This is a genomic window from Martelella sp. AMO21009 (genome assembly GCF_053484295.1).
Genome location: NZ_JBAKFR010000025.1, coordinates 37,368 through 55,384, shown reverse-complemented (window position 1 = coordinate 55,384; position 18,017 = coordinate 37,368). Strand labels below are relative to the sequence as shown.

General features: G+C 61.0%; 18 protein-coding genes. 10 read left to right on the top strand and 8 right to left on the bottom strand.

Annotation, left to right across the window (positions count from 1 at the left end; all coding sequences use genetic code 11):
- Positions 1–337: cupin domain-containing protein (locus V6766_RS20200; RefSeq protein WP_448469542.1), on the bottom strand; the 337-nt coding region annotated here is incomplete at its 3' end.
- Between the two features lie 114 nt (positions 338–451).
- Between V6766_RS20200 and V6766_RS20195 the strand changes: the two genes are divergently transcribed.
- From V6766_RS20195 to V6766_RS20165, 7 genes are all read left to right on the top strand, one after another.
- The gene (locus tag V6766_RS20195) at positions 452–1,336 is read left to right on the top strand and encodes an NAD(P)H-binding protein (RefSeq protein WP_448469540.1); all 885 of its coding nucleotides are present in this window, start codon (positions 452–454) and stop codon (positions 1,334–1,336) included.
- 257 nt (positions 1,337–1,593) lie between these two features.
- On the top strand, positions 1,594–2,844 hold the full coding sequence (locus V6766_RS20190; protein WP_448469538.1) for an ABC transporter substrate-binding protein: 1,251 nt from the start codon (positions 1,594–1,596) through the stop codon (positions 2,842–2,844).
- A gap of 96 nt (positions 2,845–2,940) precedes the next feature.
- On the top strand, positions 2,941–3,810 hold the full coding sequence (locus tag V6766_RS20185; RefSeq protein ID WP_448469536.1) for a carbohydrate ABC transporter permease: 870 nt from the start codon (positions 2,941–2,943) through the stop codon (positions 3,808–3,810).
- Complete coding sequence (locus V6766_RS20180; RefSeq protein WP_448469534.1) at positions 3,800–4,609, top strand: carbohydrate ABC transporter permease; 810 nt, start codon at positions 3,800–3,802, stop codon at positions 4,607–4,609. The genes V6766_RS20185 and V6766_RS20180 overlap by 11 nt, the downstream gene beginning before the upstream one ends.
- A 26-nt stretch (positions 4,610–4,635) precedes the next feature.
- The gene (locus V6766_RS20175) at positions 4,636–5,388 is read left to right on the top strand and encodes a glycerophosphodiester phosphodiesterase family protein (protein ID WP_448469532.1); all 753 of its coding nucleotides are present in this window, start codon (positions 4,636–4,638) and stop codon (positions 5,386–5,388) included.
- Complete coding sequence (locus V6766_RS20170; RefSeq protein WP_448469529.1) at positions 5,385–6,425, top strand: ABC transporter ATP-binding protein; 1,041 nt, start codon at positions 5,385–5,387, stop codon at positions 6,423–6,425. The genes V6766_RS20175 and V6766_RS20170 overlap by 4 nt, the downstream gene beginning before the upstream one ends.
- Positions 6,426–6,438: 13 nt before the next feature.
- The gene (locus tag V6766_RS20165; protein ID WP_448469527.1) at positions 6,439–7,323 is read left to right on the top strand and encodes a MurR/RpiR family transcriptional regulator; all 885 of its coding nucleotides are present in this window, start codon (positions 6,439–6,441) and stop codon (positions 7,321–7,323) included.
- Between the two features lie 55 nt (positions 7,324–7,378).
- On the opposite strand, the gene V6766_RS20160 is transcribed toward V6766_RS20165, so the two are convergent.
- Positions 7,379–8,494, bottom strand: coding sequence for an ROK family transcriptional regulator (locus V6766_RS20160; RefSeq protein ID WP_448469525.1), 1,116 nt, complete (start codon positions 8,492–8,494; stop codon positions 7,379–7,381).
- 288 nt (positions 8,495–8,782) lie between these two features.
- On the opposite strand from V6766_RS20160, the gene V6766_RS20155 reads away from it, so the two are divergent.
- The 3 genes from V6766_RS20155 (at position 8,783) to V6766_RS20145 (ending at position 11,784) form a co-directional block, all read left to right on the top strand.
- On the top strand, positions 8,783–9,817 hold the full coding sequence (locus V6766_RS20155) for a substrate-binding domain-containing protein (protein WP_448469523.1): 1,035 nt from the start codon (positions 8,783–8,785) through the stop codon (positions 9,815–9,817).
- A 117-nt stretch (positions 9,818–9,934) separates the two neighbouring features.
- A complete protein-coding gene (locus tag V6766_RS20150) occupies positions 9,935–11,008 on the top strand; it encodes an ABC transporter permease (RefSeq protein WP_448469521.1) in 1,074 nt (357 codons plus the stop codon).
- Positions 10,984–11,784, top strand: a complete 801-nt coding sequence (locus tag V6766_RS20145; RefSeq protein ID WP_448469519.1) for an ATP-binding cassette domain-containing protein — start codon at positions 10,984–10,986, stop codon at positions 11,782–11,784. The genes V6766_RS20150 and V6766_RS20145 overlap by 25 nt, the downstream gene beginning before the upstream one ends.
- Before the next feature lie 267 nt (positions 11,785–12,051).
- Here the strand turns inward: V6766_RS20145 and V6766_RS20140 are convergent, their stop codons facing one another.
- From V6766_RS20140 to V6766_RS20115, 6 genes are all read right to left on the bottom strand, one after another.
- Complete coding sequence (locus V6766_RS20140; RefSeq protein ID WP_448469517.1) at positions 12,052–12,321, bottom strand: hypothetical protein; 270 nt, start codon at positions 12,319–12,321, stop codon at positions 12,052–12,054.
- Complete coding sequence (locus tag V6766_RS20135; RefSeq protein ID WP_448469515.1) at positions 12,318–13,115, bottom strand: ABC transporter permease; 798 nt, start codon at positions 13,113–13,115, stop codon at positions 12,318–12,320. The genes V6766_RS20140 and V6766_RS20135 overlap by 4 nt, the downstream gene beginning before the upstream one ends.
- The gene (locus tag V6766_RS20130; protein WP_448469513.1) at positions 13,112–13,972 is read right to left on the bottom strand and encodes an ABC transporter permease; all 861 of its coding nucleotides are present in this window, start codon (positions 13,970–13,972) and stop codon (positions 13,112–13,114) included. The genes V6766_RS20135 and V6766_RS20130 overlap by 4 nt, the downstream gene beginning before the upstream one ends.
- Position 13,973: 1 nt before the next feature.
- Positions 13,974–15,071, bottom strand: coding sequence for an ABC transporter ATP-binding protein (locus tag V6766_RS20125; RefSeq protein ID WP_448469511.1), 1,098 nt, complete (start codon positions 15,069–15,071; stop codon positions 13,974–13,976).
- A gap of 117 nt (positions 15,072–15,188) precedes the next feature.
- Positions 15,189–16,214 carry an ABC transporter substrate-binding protein gene (locus V6766_RS20120; RefSeq protein WP_448469509.1) on the bottom strand — a complete coding sequence of 342 codons (1,026 nt, stop codon included), beginning with the start codon at positions 16,212–16,214 and terminating at the stop codon, positions 15,189–15,191.
- A 93-nt stretch (positions 16,215–16,307) separates the two neighbouring features.
- Positions 16,308–17,999, bottom strand: coding sequence for a thiamine pyrophosphate-binding protein (locus V6766_RS20115; protein WP_448469507.1), 1,692 nt, complete (start codon positions 17,997–17,999; stop codon positions 16,308–16,310).
- Positions 18,000–18,017 lie beyond the last annotated feature (18 nt).

The window sequence follows — 18,017 nt, the reverse complement described above, 5'->3', positions numbered from 1 at the left end:
CCCCCCCCCCCCCCCCCCCCCCCCCCCCCCCCCCCCCCCCCCCCCCCCCCCCCCGAAGCGGCCCGAGAATACTGGCGGCATCGGTCGAAGGCGCTTCAAGGTGGGTCGCCAGTCGAAACGGTGTGCCCTGTGTCAGCAGGAAACAATCTCCGGCGGAAATGCGCAGCGGTGCGGCCCGACCGTCCATCGACAGCCAGCAATCGCCCCTCATCACGGCATTGAACTTGATGCCCTCATAGTGACCGAACGCCAGGGACCAGGCGCCCCCTGCCTCCAGTCCGACGGCGCGCACATGTTTCGGTTTCAGGGTCGATACGATTTGAGACAGAGTATCCATGGCATTTTTTGAACGACTGCGATGAAAATCCGAATTTTGTAGCATGTATCGTTCGAGTTGCGGAGCCTAAATTCCCGACCACGAAAAACGTCAGCAAACACAAGGAATTCGATAATGATCGTCATAACCGCTCCGACCGGCAATATCGGCCGTCAGGTTCTCGAACGCATCGTGGCTGAATCAAAACCGGTTCGGGTGATCGCGCGCAATCCCGATCAGATTCCAGCAATGCTGCGCAACAAGGTTGAGGTTGTTCTCGGCTCTCATGGTGATTCAGAAACGGTCACGCGCGCTTTCGAAGGTGCCGAGACCGTCTTCTGGCTGCCGCCCGGCGACATGACAGCGGAAAGCGCGATGGCGGCCTATGTCGACTTCTCCCGCGCGGGCTGTGAGGCGATGGCGGCGCATGGCGTAAAGCGCGTGGTGGGCATATCGGCGCTGGGACGCGGATGGCCGCGGGCCGCGGGCCATGTCACCGCCACGCTGGCCCTGGACGACAGGATTGCCGAGACTGGCGTGCACTATCGTGCACTTGCCTGCGGGTCGCTCATGGAAAATCTGCTGCGGCAGATCGACGGCATCGCCGCCAACGGCGTATTTTACTGGCCATCGCCGGCCGACCTCCCCGTGACGGCCGTCGCCACACGTGATGTCGCTGCCGTTGCCTCAAACCTCCTGCTCGACGCCACCTGGACCGGTGTGGATGCAATTCCGATGATGGGGCCCGAGGATATCTCCTTCGGCGAGATGGCGGCCGCTATGAGCGAGACCTTGGCGCGTCCCATACGGTTTCAGGAGATGTCGATGCAAGAGATGCATGACATGACGCTCGCTCATGGCGCCTCAAACGGTATGGCACAGGCAATGATCGAGATGCTGACAGCGAAGAATGAAGGAATGGATCGACTGGTCGGGAGACCGGAACCGAATCCGGCGCCGACCGATTTCCGCACGTGGTGCCTCGAAGTTCTCGCCCCTGTCGTCAGAGCGAGACAATAAGGCCCGGCATGGAGGAGTGACCATGGGCAGGCATCATGGAAAGCAAGTTGTAATCACCTAAGGTGGCAAGGGCGGTGGCTTTTTTGGCGTTCGATGCGACCTATGCCACCGGGGCCGAGTTACCCTTCGAGGGCGGAGCCACGCCGTGAGCCGGGTTTGTTGTCAAAGCTTCATCTTTCATTCATCGGAATGTCGTCCGGGACAGATAATTGCAGAGTGTCATCACACTGCAATTATGATTGCAAAGGACAATTTCCATGAAGACCCTTTCCGCATATCTCCTCGCCGGCGCCGTCGCCCTGATGGCGCCTGCCGCCTTCGCTGACACCACCGTCGAATTCTGGCACAGCTTCGCCGACGATCGCGAAAACGGCAAAGCCCTTGCCGAGATCATCGACAATTTCGAAGCCGCGAACCCCGACGTCCATATCGATGCCCAGTTCATCGGCAATTACAACGACATCGTCGCCAAGCTCCAGGCGGCCATTCCGGCCCGCCGCGCGCCTGACGCGGTGATCATGGAGGTCACCCGCTACGGCCTGTTCGCCGACCGTGGCGTGCTTGAAGATCTTTCCGAACAGCTCGCCAACGATCCGCTTTCCGGCGATCTCTTCGACTTCGCCCGCGAAGTCGGCGTCTATCAGGACAAGAACTACATCATCCCGTTCAACTCCTCGACGCCGGTTCTCTACGTCAACAAGGACGTTTTCGAGAAGGCCGGCTACGCCGAGCTGCCGCCGCTCGTCACCTATGACGACATCAAGTCCGCCGCTTCGAAGATCACCGATAGTCTGGGCGGTGAAGATGTCATGGGCATGACGTCTCCGGGCCAGTTCGCCCGCTGGGGCCTGATCATGTCGAACGACAGCGACCTTATCGATTCCAGGTCCGGCGACATTCTCATCGACAGCCCGAACACGGTAGAAGCCTACGAATGGATGGCCTCGCTGGTGAAGGACGGTGTCGCCTCGCCCAATGGCGTGACCGAGGAATCGACCGACAAGCAGATCTTCCTCTCCGGCCATGCCGGCATGATGATGAACTCGACCGGCGACTACGGCGACGTCAACAAGGCGCTTGGCGACAGTGTCGTCGTGCTGCCCATGCCCTGCAACAAGGTCTGCTCGGTTCCGATCGGCGGCGCCGGCATCGGCATCCTGCCCTCCGCCGATGAGGATGTGAAGGACGCGGCCTACAAGTTCATCTCGTTCGCGGCCAACCCGGAATCGAACGCGATCTGGTTTGCCGCGACCGGCTACATGCCGATCAACAAGAAGACCGCTGACCAGCCGCGTGCGGCCGAAGCGATCGCCAACGAAGAGGGCATCACGGTCGCCATCGACCAGCTCGACTTCGCCCGCGCCCGCCGGTCGTCACCTGGATGCGCGCCAACGAATACGATGTCTGGCAGGCCATGGCGCTCGGCACCAAGGACGTGCAGCCGGCGCTCGATGACTTTGCCGCCCGCACCCGCGAAGAGGCCGACCGCCTCGCCAGGTAAGCGCTGAAATCAGGACAGAAGCAAAGGCCCGCGCGCCCGCTCCGGCGCGCGGGCCAAGCCGCCAACAGCCTGCCGGCAAACCCGGCAGCACAGGAAGCCGCCCATGCTGCGCAAGCTGACGCCCTATCTCTTCGTTCTGCCGCTGATGCTGTTCATCGCGGTGTTCACCTATATCCCGATCGTCACCAGCGTCGATCTCAGTTTCCGCCAGTGGGACTTCATGTCGGCCGACAAGCCCTTCGTCGGCTTCGACAACTACCGGGTCCTGTTCCGCTCGGATGCGTTCTGGAACTCGCTGTGGGTAACGACCGTCTTCGCCGTCATCTCCGTGCCGATCCGGCTCGGCCTGGCGCTCTGGTTTGCGAGCGCGCTCACCCGCGAGACCTTTTCCCGACGCATTCTGCGCGGCGCCCTGTTCCTGCCGTCCGTGACCTCGACGGTCTCCATCGCCGTGGTGTTTTCCTGGGTGTTCGCCACCGATTTCGGGATGATGAACGGCCTTCTCGGCATGGTCGGCATCGACAAGGTGCGGTGGATGCAGAACCCGGACCTGGCGCTCGGCGTGCTGATCTTCATCAACACCTGGAAGCAGCTCGGCTATGACGTGGTCATCTATATTGCCGGCCTGCAGGCGGTCCCGCAGGAGCTCTACGATGCCGCCGCCGTCGACGGCGGAAAGAGGCGCCACGTGTTCCGCCGGGTTACCTTCCCGCTCGTCATGCCGACCACCTATTTCCTGCTGGTGATTTCGGTGATCGAGGCGTTCCAGGTGTTCACGCTGGTCGACGTCATGACCAAGGGCGGCCCCGCCGGCGCCACCGATCTTCTCGTCAACCGTCTCTACCAGATCGGCTTCACCCTCTTCGATATCGGCCAGGGCTCGGCGCTTGCCGTGCTGCTGTTCATCCTTCTGGTGGGGCTTGCCGTGTTCAAGTCGCGCGTCCTCGGACGGAGGGTTCACTATGAAGCCTGACAATCCCATCCTCTCCGGCCTCGCACTTATCGCCGGCCTGCTGTTCCTGTCGCCGGTGCTCTATTCGATCTGGATGTCGTTCCAGACCTCGACGGCCTACTATACCGGCACGGTGCATTTCACCCTCATCAACTACGAGGTCGCTGTCGGCCAGTACAATTTCGCTCGCTATCTGTTCAACAGCATCATCGTTTCCGGCGCGGTCACCGTCATCGGCACGGCCTTCGCCACGATGGCGGCCTTCGCCTTTGCCCGCTTCACCTTCCCCGGCAACAACCTTCTGTTTGCCGCAACGGTGGCGACGCTGATGATCCCGAGCCATATCAGCCTGATCCCGAACTACCTGACGCTTGCCGATGCCGGCCTGCTGGACACCTATGCCGGACTGATCCTGCCGGCGATCTCGAACGGCTTCGCCGCCTTCTTCCTCCGGCAATATATCCGCGGCATTCCGCGCGCGCTCGATGAGGCCGCCTATATGGATGGCGCGACGCCCATGAAGGTGCTGTGGCGCGTGATCGTGCCGATCGCCAAGCCCGCCATCCTTTCGATGGGCCTCTACATCTTCATCGGCGAGTGGAACAACTACATCTGGCCGCTGGTCGCCACCAGCCGCGAGAACCTCTACACCCTGCAGGTCGGCCTCGCCCATCTCTACCGCCTCAACCCCGGCGAAGGGCTGATCGACTGGCCGCTGGTGATGGCCGCCTCCACCATCTCGCTCCTGCCGGTGATCCTCGGCTTCGTGCTCGTCGAACGCCACCTGATCCGCGGCATCACCATGGGCGCCGTGAAATAATCATGACCATGACTGGAAAGAATACAGTGACACGCATTGCATCCCATCGCGGCGGTACGCTCGAATTCGGCGACAGCACCTGGGCGGGTTTCACCGCCACCGCCGCCATGGCCGTCGACGAGGTCGAGTTCGACCTGCACCCGACCGCCGACGGCCGCATCATCGTCCATCACGACGCGACCCTCGATCGCACCACCGATACCTGCGGCGTGATTGCGGCGATGACGGCCGCCGAGGTGCGCGCCGCGATCGTCGACCACGCCGGCACCGGCTTCCGCCATCCGCTCTACGTCGAGGAGCTCTGCGCCATCTTCGCCGAAAGCCCTGTCGCCTTCCGCTGCGAGATCAAGCCCGGCCATGACGGACGCCCCTATCCCGGTTTCGTGCCAAAGGCCGTTGCCGCGCTCGATGCCGGCGGAAAGCTTGCCACCGCGACCTTCTCCTCCTTCCTGCTCGACACGCTGACAGACCTTGCCGCAGTCACAGAACGGCCGGCGCTGTGGCTGGTCTCGCCCCCTCTCCTCACCCAGCTTGGCCCGCGCGGCGTGATCGAAATCGCCCGCCTGCGCGGCATCGCCGAAATCGGCGTCAACATCGATACCGCCAGCGCCGCACTGCAGGCGATGGTGGAAGAGGCCGGCCTCGGCTTCGGCTGCTGGGCCGCACACACCCGTCCGCAGATCGAAAAAGCCTTCGATCTCGGCGTCAAGGTGTTCACCACCGACCGTCCGACCCTTGCCCTTTCCATCCGTAATGCCCGCCAGGAGACGAGACCATGAGCCGCATTACACTGAAGAACATCCGCAAATCCTATGACCCGGGCCCGACCGTGCTGCACGGCGTATCGATGGATATCGCCCCCGGCGAATTCATCGTCATCGTCGGCCCCTCCGGCTGCGGCAAGTCGACATTACTGCGCCTGATCGCGGGGCTCGAAACCTGCCGCGAGGGCGACATCATCCTTGGCGGCAAACGTTCCAACGACATCGCCCCGCAGGATCGCGACATCGCGATGATCTTCCAGAACTATGCGCTCTATCCGCACATGACGGTTCGCGAGAACATCGCCTTCGGGCTGGAACTGCGCGGCATGGCGAAGAAGGCGCGCAATGCCAGGGCCGAGGACGTTGCCCGCACGCTGCAGCTCGAGCCCTATCTCGACCGCAAGCCCGCGGCCCTTTCCGGCGGCCAGCGCCAGCGCGTCGCCATGGGCCGGGCAATCGCCCGCGAGACCTCGACCTTCCTGATGGACGAGCCGCTCTCGAACCTCGACAACGCGCTGCGCGTCGTCATGCGCCGCGAGATCAAGGAACTGCACAAGGCGCTGAAGGCCACGATCATCTACGTCACCCACGACCAGACCGAGGCGCTGTCGCTTGCCGACCGGATCGCCGTGATGAAAGACGGCCACCTGCAGCAGTTCGACACGCCCGAGGCGATCTACGACCGGCCGGCGAACCGCTTCGTCGCCTCCTTCATCGGCGCACCGGAAATGAACTTCCTCGAAGCCGCCGAGCTGAAGAGCGCCGGCATTCCGTCGGACCTGACCATCGGCCTGCGTTCGGACGCGTTGACGCTGGTCGGCGCGAAACCCGCGGGCACCGCCCTTCCCGCCAGCGTCACCCTGAGCGAAATGACGGGCTCGGACGTCGTGCTCCATTGCGAGACGCCGGCCGGCCGGGTTACGCTGACCGCCCACCGCAGCGCGCTTCCCGCCGATCTCGATGATTGCTGGATCGCCTGCGACATGAGGGCCGCGCATTTCTTCGACAGCGAGACCGGCGCGCGCCGTGAATTCGCCGTTCAGGAAGGCTGACACCGGGCAGGACATGGACAGAGCAGACGATATTCCCCAACACCTGAGCGAACTCGTGGCGCTCAATGCCGGGCGGCTGACGGCGGCTGATACACGCCTCCTCGACGTGCTGATGCAGAACCCGATGCGGGCCGCGCTTGAAAACGGCCGCGAGATTTCAAACCGTGCCGGGCTTCACCCCTCCTCCGCCGTCCGTCTGGCGCGTCGGCTCGGCTTTGACGGCTATCCCGAGTTCCGCACCTTCCTGCAGAACAGCCTGGTCGACGAGGGCGAGGATTTCGACAATGGCGCCGCCCGCGTGGCAGCCCGGCTGCTGCGCGCCGATGAGGGTGCGCTCGTCTCCTCCGTCATCGACAGCGAGATTGCCGCCCTCGAGACCGCCCGCAAGGCGGTCAATGACGGCCAAATCCGGCGGTTTTCCGAGACCGTTCGCGATTGCCGGCGGATCTTCGTGGTCGGCCTCGGCCACTTCGGCGCGCTCGCCCATCTGGTGAACCTCCGCCTCAACCGCTCCGGCTACAACGCCACCGACCTGACGGCGACGCCGAACCTGATGCGCGAAACGCTGATGACCATGGCGGAGGACGACGTGCTCTGGCTCTTCGCCTTCCGCAGCCCGCCACCGCTGATGCACGATATTCGCGCCGTGGCCGCCGACCGCGGCGCAACGACGCTCGCCATTACCGATGTCGCCGGCGGCCGGTTCAACCCGCCGCCGGATCATCACATCACGGTCTCGCGCGGCGCGCTTGGCCAGTCGCAATCGCTCGTCGTGCCGATGACCATCGCCAACACCGTGATCCTCGACCTTGCCGCGATCGACAATGGCCAGTCGATCAAGGCCATCGAACAGTTCGACCGCTTCCGCGAGGAAGGCCCGCCATTCAGCTGGGGCTGAGGATTGCTTTCGACCTCCGATCTGGCGAAGGGCTATCGCATAAAGGACGGGCGTCCTATCCGGCAACCAGCACGGCGTTGAGGTCGACGAGATAACGCTCGGAAAGCGGCAGGCTGGCGGCGCCGAGGGAACGTCCGTTCGGCCCGATCGTGCCTTCGGCAATTTCGGGTTTCTCGATGCCGGGGGCGTCGGTGCGATCGAGGATCGCCGCCGTTCTCGCGACGATTTCGGCCCGAACATTGCCCGGCAGCCAGCCATCGATCAGAACGGTCCCGACATCGACGACGCAGCAGGAGGCGATAATGGCAACGGCCAGGCTCCTGCAGGTCTCGTCCAGCCAGGGCTCCAGCAGGCTGTCTTCGACCACCCAGTCATCCGGCGCCCCCCAAAGGCATTCACTGGATTGTCCGGCCAAGGTCATCGCCCGCTCCAGCAGGCAGAGCGAAGCCGTGTCCGCCAGTTGACGATACGAGCCATCCGCCTGCGCGATCGGCAGAGAGCCTAAGGCTGCCGCATTGCCGGAACGACCGGTGTATAGCCGGTTGTCGAGCACCAGGCCGCCGCCGATGAAATAGCCGATAAAGAAATGCAGGAAATCCGGCGGACGTTCACCCTTGCCGAAGGCGAGTTCCGCGCCACAGGCGGCGGAGGCGTCATTTTGCAGATAGACCGGCAGCCCGATACTGGCCTCCAGTTCCGCGCGGATGTCGCGGGTGCGCCACGCATCCATCTGTCCGGTCGCAACGCCCGCGATGCGCGCCCAGTCCCAGATGCGGAAGGGTATGGCGATGCCCATGCCGGCCAGTCGCGCCTGCGGAACGGCGGTCCGCATCCGGGCAACCGCGGGCAGGACAAATGCCATCATCTCATCGAGACGCGGATAGGCGTAGACGAGATGGGCGCTGTCCAGAACCTCGCCGATAAAATTCAGGAGAACGATATCGGCCGAGCGGCGGCCGATCTTGAGGCCGAAGAAGAACGCGCCATCGGGAGCCAGCCCCATCGGTACGGATGGTTGACCGATCCGGCCGCGCACCGGCTCGCCGCGTTTCAAAAGGCCCTCCTGCTCCAGGGAGCGCACGATCACGGCGCTTGTCTGGATCGAAAGCCCGGTTCTGCGCGCGATCTCCGCCTTGGCCAGTGGTCCGTTGCGACGGATCGTGGACAGCACCAGCCGCTCATTATGGGCGCGCACACCTGATTGGTTCGATCCTCTTGATGTCGTGAAATCTTTATGTCCCTGGCCGTCTCCGGAAAAATGCGTCGTCACGTTTCAAGCTCCATCCTCAGATCTAGGTGCAGCATATTCCGCCGATTGTAAATTGGCCACAATAAATAAATCGGAGTGATTTAATATCTTGACAAAGGGCATCTCCATCGTGCTTCCTATGGCCATCGCGGCGCTTGCCGCAGCACACGCAGGCTTGGGAGAGCCTGCCGGTCAAAGGAGGAGAATTTCATGCCATTCAACAAACAGAGTGCGAAGGCCCTTTATTGCGCGACGGCGCTGGGCGTGGCGGTTCTGGCCGGAAACGCGCAGGCCGCAGACACCTCGGCCTGCCTGATCACCAAGACCGATACCAATCCCTTCTTCGTGAAGATGAAGGAAGGCGCCGTTGCCAAGGCTAAGGAACTCGGCATCGAACTGAAGACCTTCGCGGGCAAGATTGACGGCGACCATGAAACCCAGGTTCAGGCCGTCGAAACCTGCATCGCCGATGGCGCCAAGGGCATCCTGATCACGCCCTCCGACAGTTCGGCAATCGTTCCCGTTGTCGAAGAGGCCCGCAATGCCGGCATTCTCGTCATCGCGCTCGATACTTCGCTGGAACCGATCGATGCTGCCGACGCGACCTTCGCCACCGACAATTTCAAGGCCGGTGAACTGATCGGCGCCTGGGCTGCCGCAAGGCTCGGCGACGAGGCCGCCAATGCCCGGATCGCCATGCTCGATCTCGGCGTCAGCCAGCCCTCCGTCGATGTCATGCGCGACCAGGGCTTCCTGCAGGGGTTCGGCATCGATCTTGGCGACCCCAACCGCTGGGGAGACGAGACCGATCCGCGTATTGTCGGCAACGATGTCACGGCCGGCAATGAAGAGGGCGGACAGCGGGCCATGGAAAACCTGCTCGCCAAGGACCCGATGATCAACGTCGTCTACACGATCAACGAGCCGGCTGCCGCCGGGGCCTATCAGGCGCTGAAATCCATCGGCCGGGAAAACGACGTCATGATCGTCTCTGTCGATGGCGGCTGCCCCGGTGTCCAGAATGTCGCCGATGGCGTCATCGGCGCCACGTCGCAGCAATATCCGCTGCTGATGGCCTCGAAAGGTATCGAGGCAATCGCCCAGTTCGCTGCCGACGGAACCAAGCCGATGCTGACCGAGGGCAAGAACTTCTACGATACCGGCGTCGCCCTGGTGACCGATCATCCGGTTGACGGCGTGGAGTCGATCTCCGCCGAAGAGGGCATGAAGCTCTGCTGGGGCTGATCCCTATTCTTCTACCCCCTGGGAGAGGCCGCAAACCGGCCTCCCCGTTTTTCGAAAGCCAGGCTGGCGGCCGGAGCGTCCGGTTCGCGTGCCTGGAGACATTCGGGAGTGAGAAACATGCAGGAACCGACGGCACGGCGGGATGATTACGAGTCCGCGCTGGCGCAAAGCCCCACCAATGTCGCTGAATTCGAGCAGGAGCCGGAGTGGCTGATCGACAGGCTCCAGCATGCCCTGCATAAGACACCGGCGCTGGTGCCACTGATCGTGCTCTTGCTGTCGATCGCGGTCTTCGGCGCATTGCTGGGCTCGAAATTCTTCTCGCCTTTCGCGCTGACACTGATCCTGCAGCAGGTCCAGATCATCGGCATTGTCGCGGCGGCGCAAAGTCTCGTCATCCTGACGGCGGGGATCGATCTTTCCGTCGGCGCGATCATGGTTCTGAGTTCCGTTATCATGGGACAATTCACATTTCGCTACGGCCTTCCCCCCACTCTGGCCATTGTCTGCGGGCTTGCCTGCGGGGCTGCGGTCGGGTTCATCAACGGGTTCCTGGTCGCCCGCGTCAAGCTGCCGCCCTTCATCGTCACGCTCGGCATGTGGCAGATCGCGCTGGCGACCAACTTTCTCTATTCGGCCAACGAGACGATCCGCGCCCAGGACATCGAGGCTACGGCACCGCTGCTGCAATTCTTCGGCAACAAGATTTCGCTGGGCGGGGCGGTCTTCACCTATGGCGTAATCTTCATGATCGTGCTGGTGATGGTGCTGGCCTATGCCCTGCGCCAGACGGCCTGGGGCCGCCATGTCTATGCCGTCGGCGACGATCCCGAGGCCGCCGAGCTCGCCGGTGTGAACGTCAGGCGCACGCTGATTTCGGTCTATGTTCTGTCCGGCCTGATCTGCGCCTTCGCAGGCTGGGCCCTGATCGGGCGGATCGGCTCGGTTTCGCCGACTTCGGGGCAGCTGAGCAATATCGAATCCATCACCGCCGTGGTGATCGGCGGCATTTCACTCTTCGGCGGGCGCGGCTCGGTTCTCGGCACGCTGTTCGGTGCGCTGATCGTCGGCGTCTTCACGCTGGGCCTCAGACTCATGGGCGCGGATGCCCAATGGACCTATCTCCTGATCGGCCTGCTGATCATCGCCGCCGTGGCCCTCGACCAATGGATCAGAAAGGTATCAATATGACCGAACCGCTTCTGAAGGCACGCAACCTCGTCAAGCGCTACGGCAAGGTGACGGCGCTCGATCATTGCGATTTCGATCTCATGCCGGGGGAAATCCTGGCGGTGATCGGCGACAACGGTGCAGGCAAGTCGACGTTGATCAAGGCGATTTCCGGCGCAGTGCTGCCGGATTCCGGCGAGATCCACATGGATGGGCGACGCCTCAAATTCACCTCGCCGAACGATGCCCGCGAAGCCGGTATCGAGACGGTCTACCAGACGCTTGCCATGTCGCCGGCGCTGTCGATTGCCGACAATATGTTCATGGGGCGCGAATTGCGAAAATCCGGCTTCATGGGCAAGGTGTTTCGCCAGCTCGACCGCCCGGAGATGGAGCGGGTCGCCCGCGAAAAGCTGAACGATCTCGGCCTGATGACCATTCAAAACATCAATCAGGCGGTGGAAACGCTTTCGGGTGGACAGCGACAGGGCGTGGCGGTGGCGCGGGCTGCGGCCTTCGGCTCCAAGGTCATCATTCTTGACGAACCGACGGCCGCGCTCGGCGTCAAGGAATCCCGCCGGGTGCTGGAGCTGATCCTCGACGTCAGATCGCGCGGTATTCCGATCATCCTGATCTCGCACAACATGCCGCATGTCTTCGAGGTGGCCGACCGCATCCATGTCCATCGCCTCGGTCGGCGGCTGTGCGTCATCGATCCGAAGGAACACACCATGTCGGACGCCGTCGCCTTCATGACCGGCGCCAAGGAGCCGCCGGAAGTTGCGCCCGCTTCCTGAGCCGCGGGGCATCCGGTGTTGCCCGGCTGTGCGTGGAAGCGAAAAGAGCTTTTTCTGTTGATCGTTTTGGGTCGGATTTACTCTCGGTGATCACAATGAAGTTCTGTCGGCTGCGACAGAATGACATCGGAGCGCCCATCAAAACAGGACTTGTTCTCCCTCATCGGGAGGGACCGCTTCGCCTGACCGCGCGCCCACGTCAGATCTCCGGCAAGCTATTCGTTCTGAATCCTGCAACGGCTCAACACCTGAAAGGTGAAATGGTTGTCACGCAAGAGGCCGACAGCGATACAGAAAGCCGGCACCGGCAGAAGCCAGTGAGCGACCCGAGGCATAGGTGACGTTTTGTACCGGAGACATGGGCAAACTTTTCGCTTTGCGGGAGGTGTCGATGCCGTGGAAAGTCTTGAAGGGATTGGAACCGCAGCCCCCTTGATCGGGCTGATCCTCGTCATCGCCACGGTCGGCGCCTCGGTTGCCTGTCTTGCCAATTGCCTCGACCTCAACCGAAGCTCGTCTCAGAATATTCTCGATCAACTTTGCAAAACCTTGCGCAGGCCCGCAAAGCGATCGATCAGAACCATGGCGATAGCCGAAAGCACGATCAGGGAACTGGCCAGAGCCGCGGCGACGGCATCATATTGAAACTTGATATAAGAGTAGAGCTCGACCGGAAGCGGCGTCCAGCTCGGCGGCGCGAGGAAGACCGAGATCGGAAAATCGTTCCATGACAGGATGAAGCACAACGCGAAACTGGAGATCAGGCCGGTGCGGATCACCGGAAGCGTGATCGACACAAGCGTACGCATCCGTCCGGCCCCGACATTGCGGGCGGCCTCTTCATAGGACGGATCGAGATTGTGCAGACTGGCGCTCTGGATGCGCAAGGCGTAAGGCATGACATGGATGAGATGGCCGATCAGAAGGGGCAGAAATCCGGAGCCATAACCGATCACACGCACGAAATAGATGTAAAGCGCAAGGCTGAAGATCGTCGTCGGGATCAGCATGGGCGACATCAAAAACAGGTTGATCATCGCCCTGCCCCTGAAATTGCGGCGCACCAGCGCCATTGCTGCCGGCAGGACCAGGGCATTGGCGAGAAACGCAGCAAAAACGCCCAGAATGAGGCTGACGCCCATGCCGCGCAGAAACGTCTGCGAGGTCCACGCAGCGCGGAACCATGCGAAGGTAATGCCGGATGGCGGCAGGATGAATTCGCGCGGATTGAACGAGACGACCAGGGTTATGCCGATCGGAAAGATCAGGAATGCCATGACCAGCAGGGTGAAAAAGCGCAGCGCCACAGTGCCGAAATCAAGCCGGTTCAATGTTTAGCCTCCAGCTTGTGCAGGATCAGCTTGCCGAATAGGGCGCCCATGCCGACAAGGATGAGCGCGTTGACGAAGATCATGATAACCGAAAGCGCCGAGGCAAATGGTAGATCATTGTTCAAAAGCGCCTCGCGATAGATGACCAGGCCGATCATCTGCGTCTTGCTGTCCCCGATCATGAGCGGCACAGCGAAGGCCGAAAAATTCAGCGAAAACAGTATGACCAATCCAGAATGCAGGCCCGGCATGGTCAAGGGAAATACGATTCTCCAGAAGGCCGTCCAGCGGCTGGCACCGACATTGCGGGCGGCTTCAACGAGAAACGGGCTAATTTTCTCAATCGAGTCAAGCAGCGAAAGCACGATATAGGGCAGGCCGATATAGATCAGCAGGATAATAACGCCCTTGATATCCCACATGTAACGGACCGGCTCGTCATAGACGTGCAGTTCGATCATGAGCGAGTTCAAAAGGCCCCCACCACGGAATATCACGATCCAGCCATAGACCAGCGTCACCAGACCGATCAGCAACGGGGCCATGATCAATGACATCAGAATATTGCGCTGGAGACCCTTGGTGCGGGCAATGTAGAGTGCCACCGGATAGCCGCAAACCACTGAAATGAACGTGGTCAGCAAGGCGATCTTGACCGAAAACCACAACGTGTTCACCAGATACCATTTGTTGCCGAGAAACTTGACGTAATTGTCCAGAGTCAGGGCCGGCACCATATAGGCGCCATCGACCAGTTCGTTGAAGCTGGTGCGAACCACCCATAACATCGGGGCGATAACGAATATCAGAAGAACGAGCAGGCTCGGCAGAAGCGGTGGAAGGAGTCTGCGCGTCATTTCAGGCCTGCCCATCCAGCGGAACGATCCTTAGATATTCCGACGGGATTCGTATGCGCACAACCGTTCCGTTTTCGATGAGATTCTCGAAATTGTGAACTTCCGACCGCAGGATCTCACCACTGTCGAGACGGATGCTGTAACGGACCACAGAGCCGAAATATTCCGACAGAATGACAGTGCCGGTGAGTGTGTTGGCACGTTCGTCATCTTCGTCGGTCAGCGTCACGCGCTCAGGCCGGATCAGCACCCTGACGGGTTTGCCGCGCGCGGTCGCGGTCTTGCACTTGTTCGCCCGGATGACTTGGTTTGAAGCGAGCTGGACATCGTCCCAGTCATCGCCGCGCTCAACGATCTTGCCGTCGATGAAATTGGTGATTCCGACGAAATCGGCGACAAAGGCATTGATCGGATTTTCGTAAAGCTCATAGGGCATGGCGATCTGCTGGACACAACCGCCATGCATGATGACAACCCGGTTCGACATCGAAAGTGCCTCTTCCTGATCATGCGTCACGTAAAGCGTGGTCATCTTCATGCGCGCCTGCAACTCTTTCAGTTCACGGCGCATCGTCACCCGCAGGGCCCGATCGAGATTACTCAGCGGTTCGTCCATGAGAAGAAGTTCGGGTTCAAGCGCAAGGGCGCGGGCCAGTGCGACGCGTTGCTGCTGCCCACCGGAAAGCTCTTTGGGCAAACGGCTCTCATAACCGCTCAACCCGGTGATATTGAGCATCTCCTCGATCTTCTCGCGAATGAAGGTTCGGTTCTTCTTGCGAAGCTTCAGTCCGAAGGCCACATTTTCAGCAACCGTCATATGCGGCCAAAGGGCGTAATTCTGAAAGACAAAGCCGACGTCGCGTTTTTCCGGCGGTAGATAGGTCACGTCCTGGCCATTGATGCGGATCGCCCCTCCTGAGGGGGCAATGAAGCCGGCAATCATCCTCAGGGTCGTCGTCTTACCGCAGCCGCTTGGGCCCAGCAGAGAAACGAACTCGCCCTGACTGACATTGAAGGAGACGCCGTCGACGGCCTGCACGAAAGGGCCATAGTTCTTTTCCAGCCCATCCACCTGGATGGCATCATGAGGCATTTTCATCACTTTATCCAATTGACCTGATTTTGGTGGACGTCGGGCGAAAGTCGGTTTGCAGTTCTGCGTTACCTGACTGTACTTGCCGGAAAAGGGAGGAGGACAAATCCTCCTCCCATCCGATTATCGGGTAGTCAACTGGTTCAGTTCCTGCTGCCACTCGGCCTTGTCGGCCGTGATCTTGGCCTGATCGGGCAGGAACAAACGTTCGAAGGCTTCACCCTGAATCAGAAGATCCTTGTATTTGAAGTCCGCCGGGATCTCGGCATTCTTAACCGTCGGCGCATAAATGTTCCGCGTGGCGAAGGCGAGTTGGACTTCGGGGCTAAGGATATAATCGACGAAAGCCTCCGCCATTTCCGGATCGGTCGCGTCCTTGGTGATGTTCACCGAGGTGATCAGCGGGAAGGTTCCTTCCTCGGGACGGGTAAAGGCAACGTCGGTGACGCCCTTGTCCATCAGTTCCTTCATGCGTCCGGTCGCCAGCATGCCGATCCAGGCGTCCTGGGTCTGGAACAGCGAGACCATCTGGCTTTCGACATCAAGACCGCCAATCAGATTGCCGCTGTTAAACAGTTCGGCCATACGCTCGATTCCAGGCTTCATGTCGTCGATGCCGCCGCCATTCTGTTCGGCTTCCATCACCATCAGGCTCAGCGTCGGGATGTGATCCAGGCCGTAGATCAATACATGCCCTTTATAATCCGGATCCCACAGTGTGTTCCAGCTCTCGGGCACGGCCTTGATCTTGTCTGTGTTGTAGGCCAGAACGTAGTCGCCGAGGTTGGCGAAAACCGTATAGGGCGAATAAACGGCGTTATCGTAGAGATTGGCCATGTTCGGGATTTTCGACGCGTCGAGTTCCAGCCACAGGCCTTCCTTCTCCCCGGCAATCGAATTCAGCAGGGTGTTGGTCGCAACGTCGACCTGTCCCAGCCGCGACTTGATGAGGAAGTCGGGGCTTGAGCCGACGACCCATTCAATCGTGCAATCATGCTCCCTCTCGAACTTTTCGGCAACCGATTCATATGTTGCCTGATAGCTACCGCCCCATGTGGTGACGCGCAACTTGCAGTCATTGGCCAGAGCCATGCTCGCGGATGACGACGCGAAGACGATGGCGGTTGCGATTAATGTTGTCGTTTTCATAAGCAGGGTCTCTCCAGTCGATTAAAGGAAGGGGTTCCACCCGGACATATGCCGACCCGTTTCTGACGACGTGCCTGGCGCGAAGCTCATGGCTCAGACCTTTGCCTTGACCGCGCGGCGGGCGCGAAGGTCGCTGAGCGAATAACGGCAGTGAATGGCTTCCGGGTCGACCATCATTTCGATGACGGCCGGACGCCCCGATGCAACGCTCCGCTCGAATGCGGGAGCGAACTCTTCCGTCGTCTCAACCCGTTCGGCATGAGCGCCATAGGCCTTGGCCCAGGCGTAGAAATCCGGATTGACGAGATCGGTTCCGTGGACACGACCCTCGAGGCGGTTTTCCTCGTGAATGCGGATCGTGCCGTATAGTTTGTTATTGAACAAAACAACGATGACATTCGCGCCGTACTGGACCGCCGTGGCCATTTCCTCGCAGCTCATCTGGAAGCAGCCGTCGCCGACGAAATTGACCACGATCCGATCGGGAAAAGTAAGCTTTGCCGAAATCGCAGCGGGTAGCGAATAGCCCATCGAGCCGGAAATCGGGCCGAGTTGCGTGTGCAAGCGGTAATGCGGGAAATAACGCTGGCTCCAGGTGGCATAGGCCCCTACGCCATTGACGACGATAGCGTCTTCCGGCAGCCGCTGTCTCAGCCAGGTCATGATGCCGGGTAGATCAATATCTCCGGGGCAAGGCTGCGGGCGACTCTCGGCGATCAGCGTCTCACGCAGGCCTGCCGTCCAGCGCGCATGTTCCGACCTGGCCGTTCCGGCAGTGGCGACAAGGGCGGTGGTGAAGCTTTCGGTATCCAGCGCCAGCGCCAGATCAACCTGAAAGACCCGGTTCAGATCGCCATGGTCGGGCATCACGTGCACGACCTTCTGCTTCGGATGCGGTATATTGAAAAGGGTGAACCCCTCCATATAGCCCGCGCCGATCGTATTAACGTCGCTCAGGGCGTCGTTGATCATCAGGATAAAATCGGCCTCGCGGATATGGGCCAGCAGCGCCGGGTTGGCGCCGATGCCGATTTCTCCAGCATAGCAGTCAAGCCGGTGATCGATGATGTCGCGACGGCGGAAGGTCGTGACGATGGGCAGGCCGCGCTCCATCGCGAAACGCTGGATGGCGTCACGCCCGGTTTCGCTCCAGCCGGAACCGCCGACAACAATTAGTGGACGGCTGGCTTCATCGATCATGGCGAGGATTCGGTCGAGATCCTGCCGTGAGGGCGCTCCGGCGAGCGAAGGGCTTGCCGGGCGGTCTGAAACGGCGTCAGCCTTTTCCTCGAAAACGTCTTCGGGAATGACCAGAACCACCGGGCCCTTGCGTCCCGACATCGCTGTAGCGAAGGCGCGCTGCACAAATTCCGGAATGCGGCGAGGGTCGTCTATCTGAGCAACCCACTTCGTCATCGGCGCGAACATGGTGCGGAAATCATAGGCCATGAAGGCTTCGCGCTCGAGGATGGAACGCTTCACCTGACCGACGATCAGCACCATCGGCGAGCTGTCTTGAAACGCCGTATGCACGCCATTGACGGCATTGGTCGCTCCGGGGCTGCGGGTGACGAAAGCCACGCCGGGACAGCCGGTCAGCTTGCCATAGGCTTCCGCCATCTGCGCGGCGCCATTTTCGTGACGGCAGCTGACCGTGCGTATGTCTTCATGGCGGGACGACAGCGCATCCAGCGCAATCAGAAAGCTTTCGCCGGGAACGTGATAGACGATCTCCGTACCGTTCAGCTTCAGTTCGTCGGCGAGAATTTCCGCACCGGTTCTCATTTGCGCGCTCCTTTGGCT

Excerpts from the sequence above, each read along its gene's own strand:
- V6766_RS20170 (WP_448469529.1), top strand. The coding sequence starts at position 5,385 with ATGAGCCGCATTACACTGAAGAACATCCGCAAATCCTATGACCCGGGC.
- V6766_RS20150 (WP_448469521.1), top strand. The coding sequence starts at position 9,935 with ATGCAGGAACCGACGGCACGGCGGGATGATTACGAGTCCGCGCTGGCG.
- V6766_RS20130 (WP_448469513.1), bottom strand. The coding sequence starts at position 13,972 with ATGACGCGCAGACTCCTTCCACCGCTTCTGCCGAGCCTGCTCGTTCTT.
- V6766_RS20165 (WP_448469527.1), top strand. The coding sequence starts at position 6,439 with ATGGACAGAGCAGACGATATTCCCCAACACCTGAGCGAACTCGTGGCG.
- V6766_RS20195 (WP_448469540.1), top strand. The coding sequence starts at position 452 with ATGATCGTCATAACCGCTCCGACCGGCAATATCGGCCGTCAGGTTCTC.
- V6766_RS20120 (WP_448469509.1), bottom strand. The coding sequence starts at position 16,214 with ATGAAAACGACAACATTAATCGCAACCGCCATCGTCTTCGCGTCGTCA.
- V6766_RS20190 (WP_448469538.1), top strand. The coding sequence starts at position 1,594 with ATGAAGACCCTTTCCGCATATCTCCTCGCCGGCGCCGTCGCCCTGATG.
- V6766_RS20155 (WP_448469523.1), top strand. The coding sequence starts at position 8,783 with ATGCCATTCAACAAACAGAGTGCGAAGGCCCTTTATTGCGCGACGGCG.
- V6766_RS20180 (WP_448469534.1), top strand. The coding sequence starts at position 3,800 with ATGAAGCCTGACAATCCCATCCTCTCCGGCCTCGCACTTATCGCCGGC.
- V6766_RS20115 (WP_448469507.1), bottom strand. The coding sequence starts at position 17,999 with ATGAGAACCGGTGCGGAAATTCTCGCCGACGAACTGAAGCTGAACGGT.
- V6766_RS20125 (WP_448469511.1), bottom strand. The coding sequence starts at position 15,071 with ATGAAAATGCCTCATGATGCCATCCAGGTGGATGGGCTGGAAAAGAAC.
- V6766_RS20145 (WP_448469519.1), top strand. The coding sequence starts at position 10,984 with ATGGATCAGAAAGGTATCAATATGACCGAACCGCTTCTGAAGGCACGC.
- V6766_RS20185 (WP_448469536.1), top strand. The coding sequence starts at position 2,941 with ATGCTGCGCAAGCTGACGCCCTATCTCTTCGTTCTGCCGCTGATGCTG.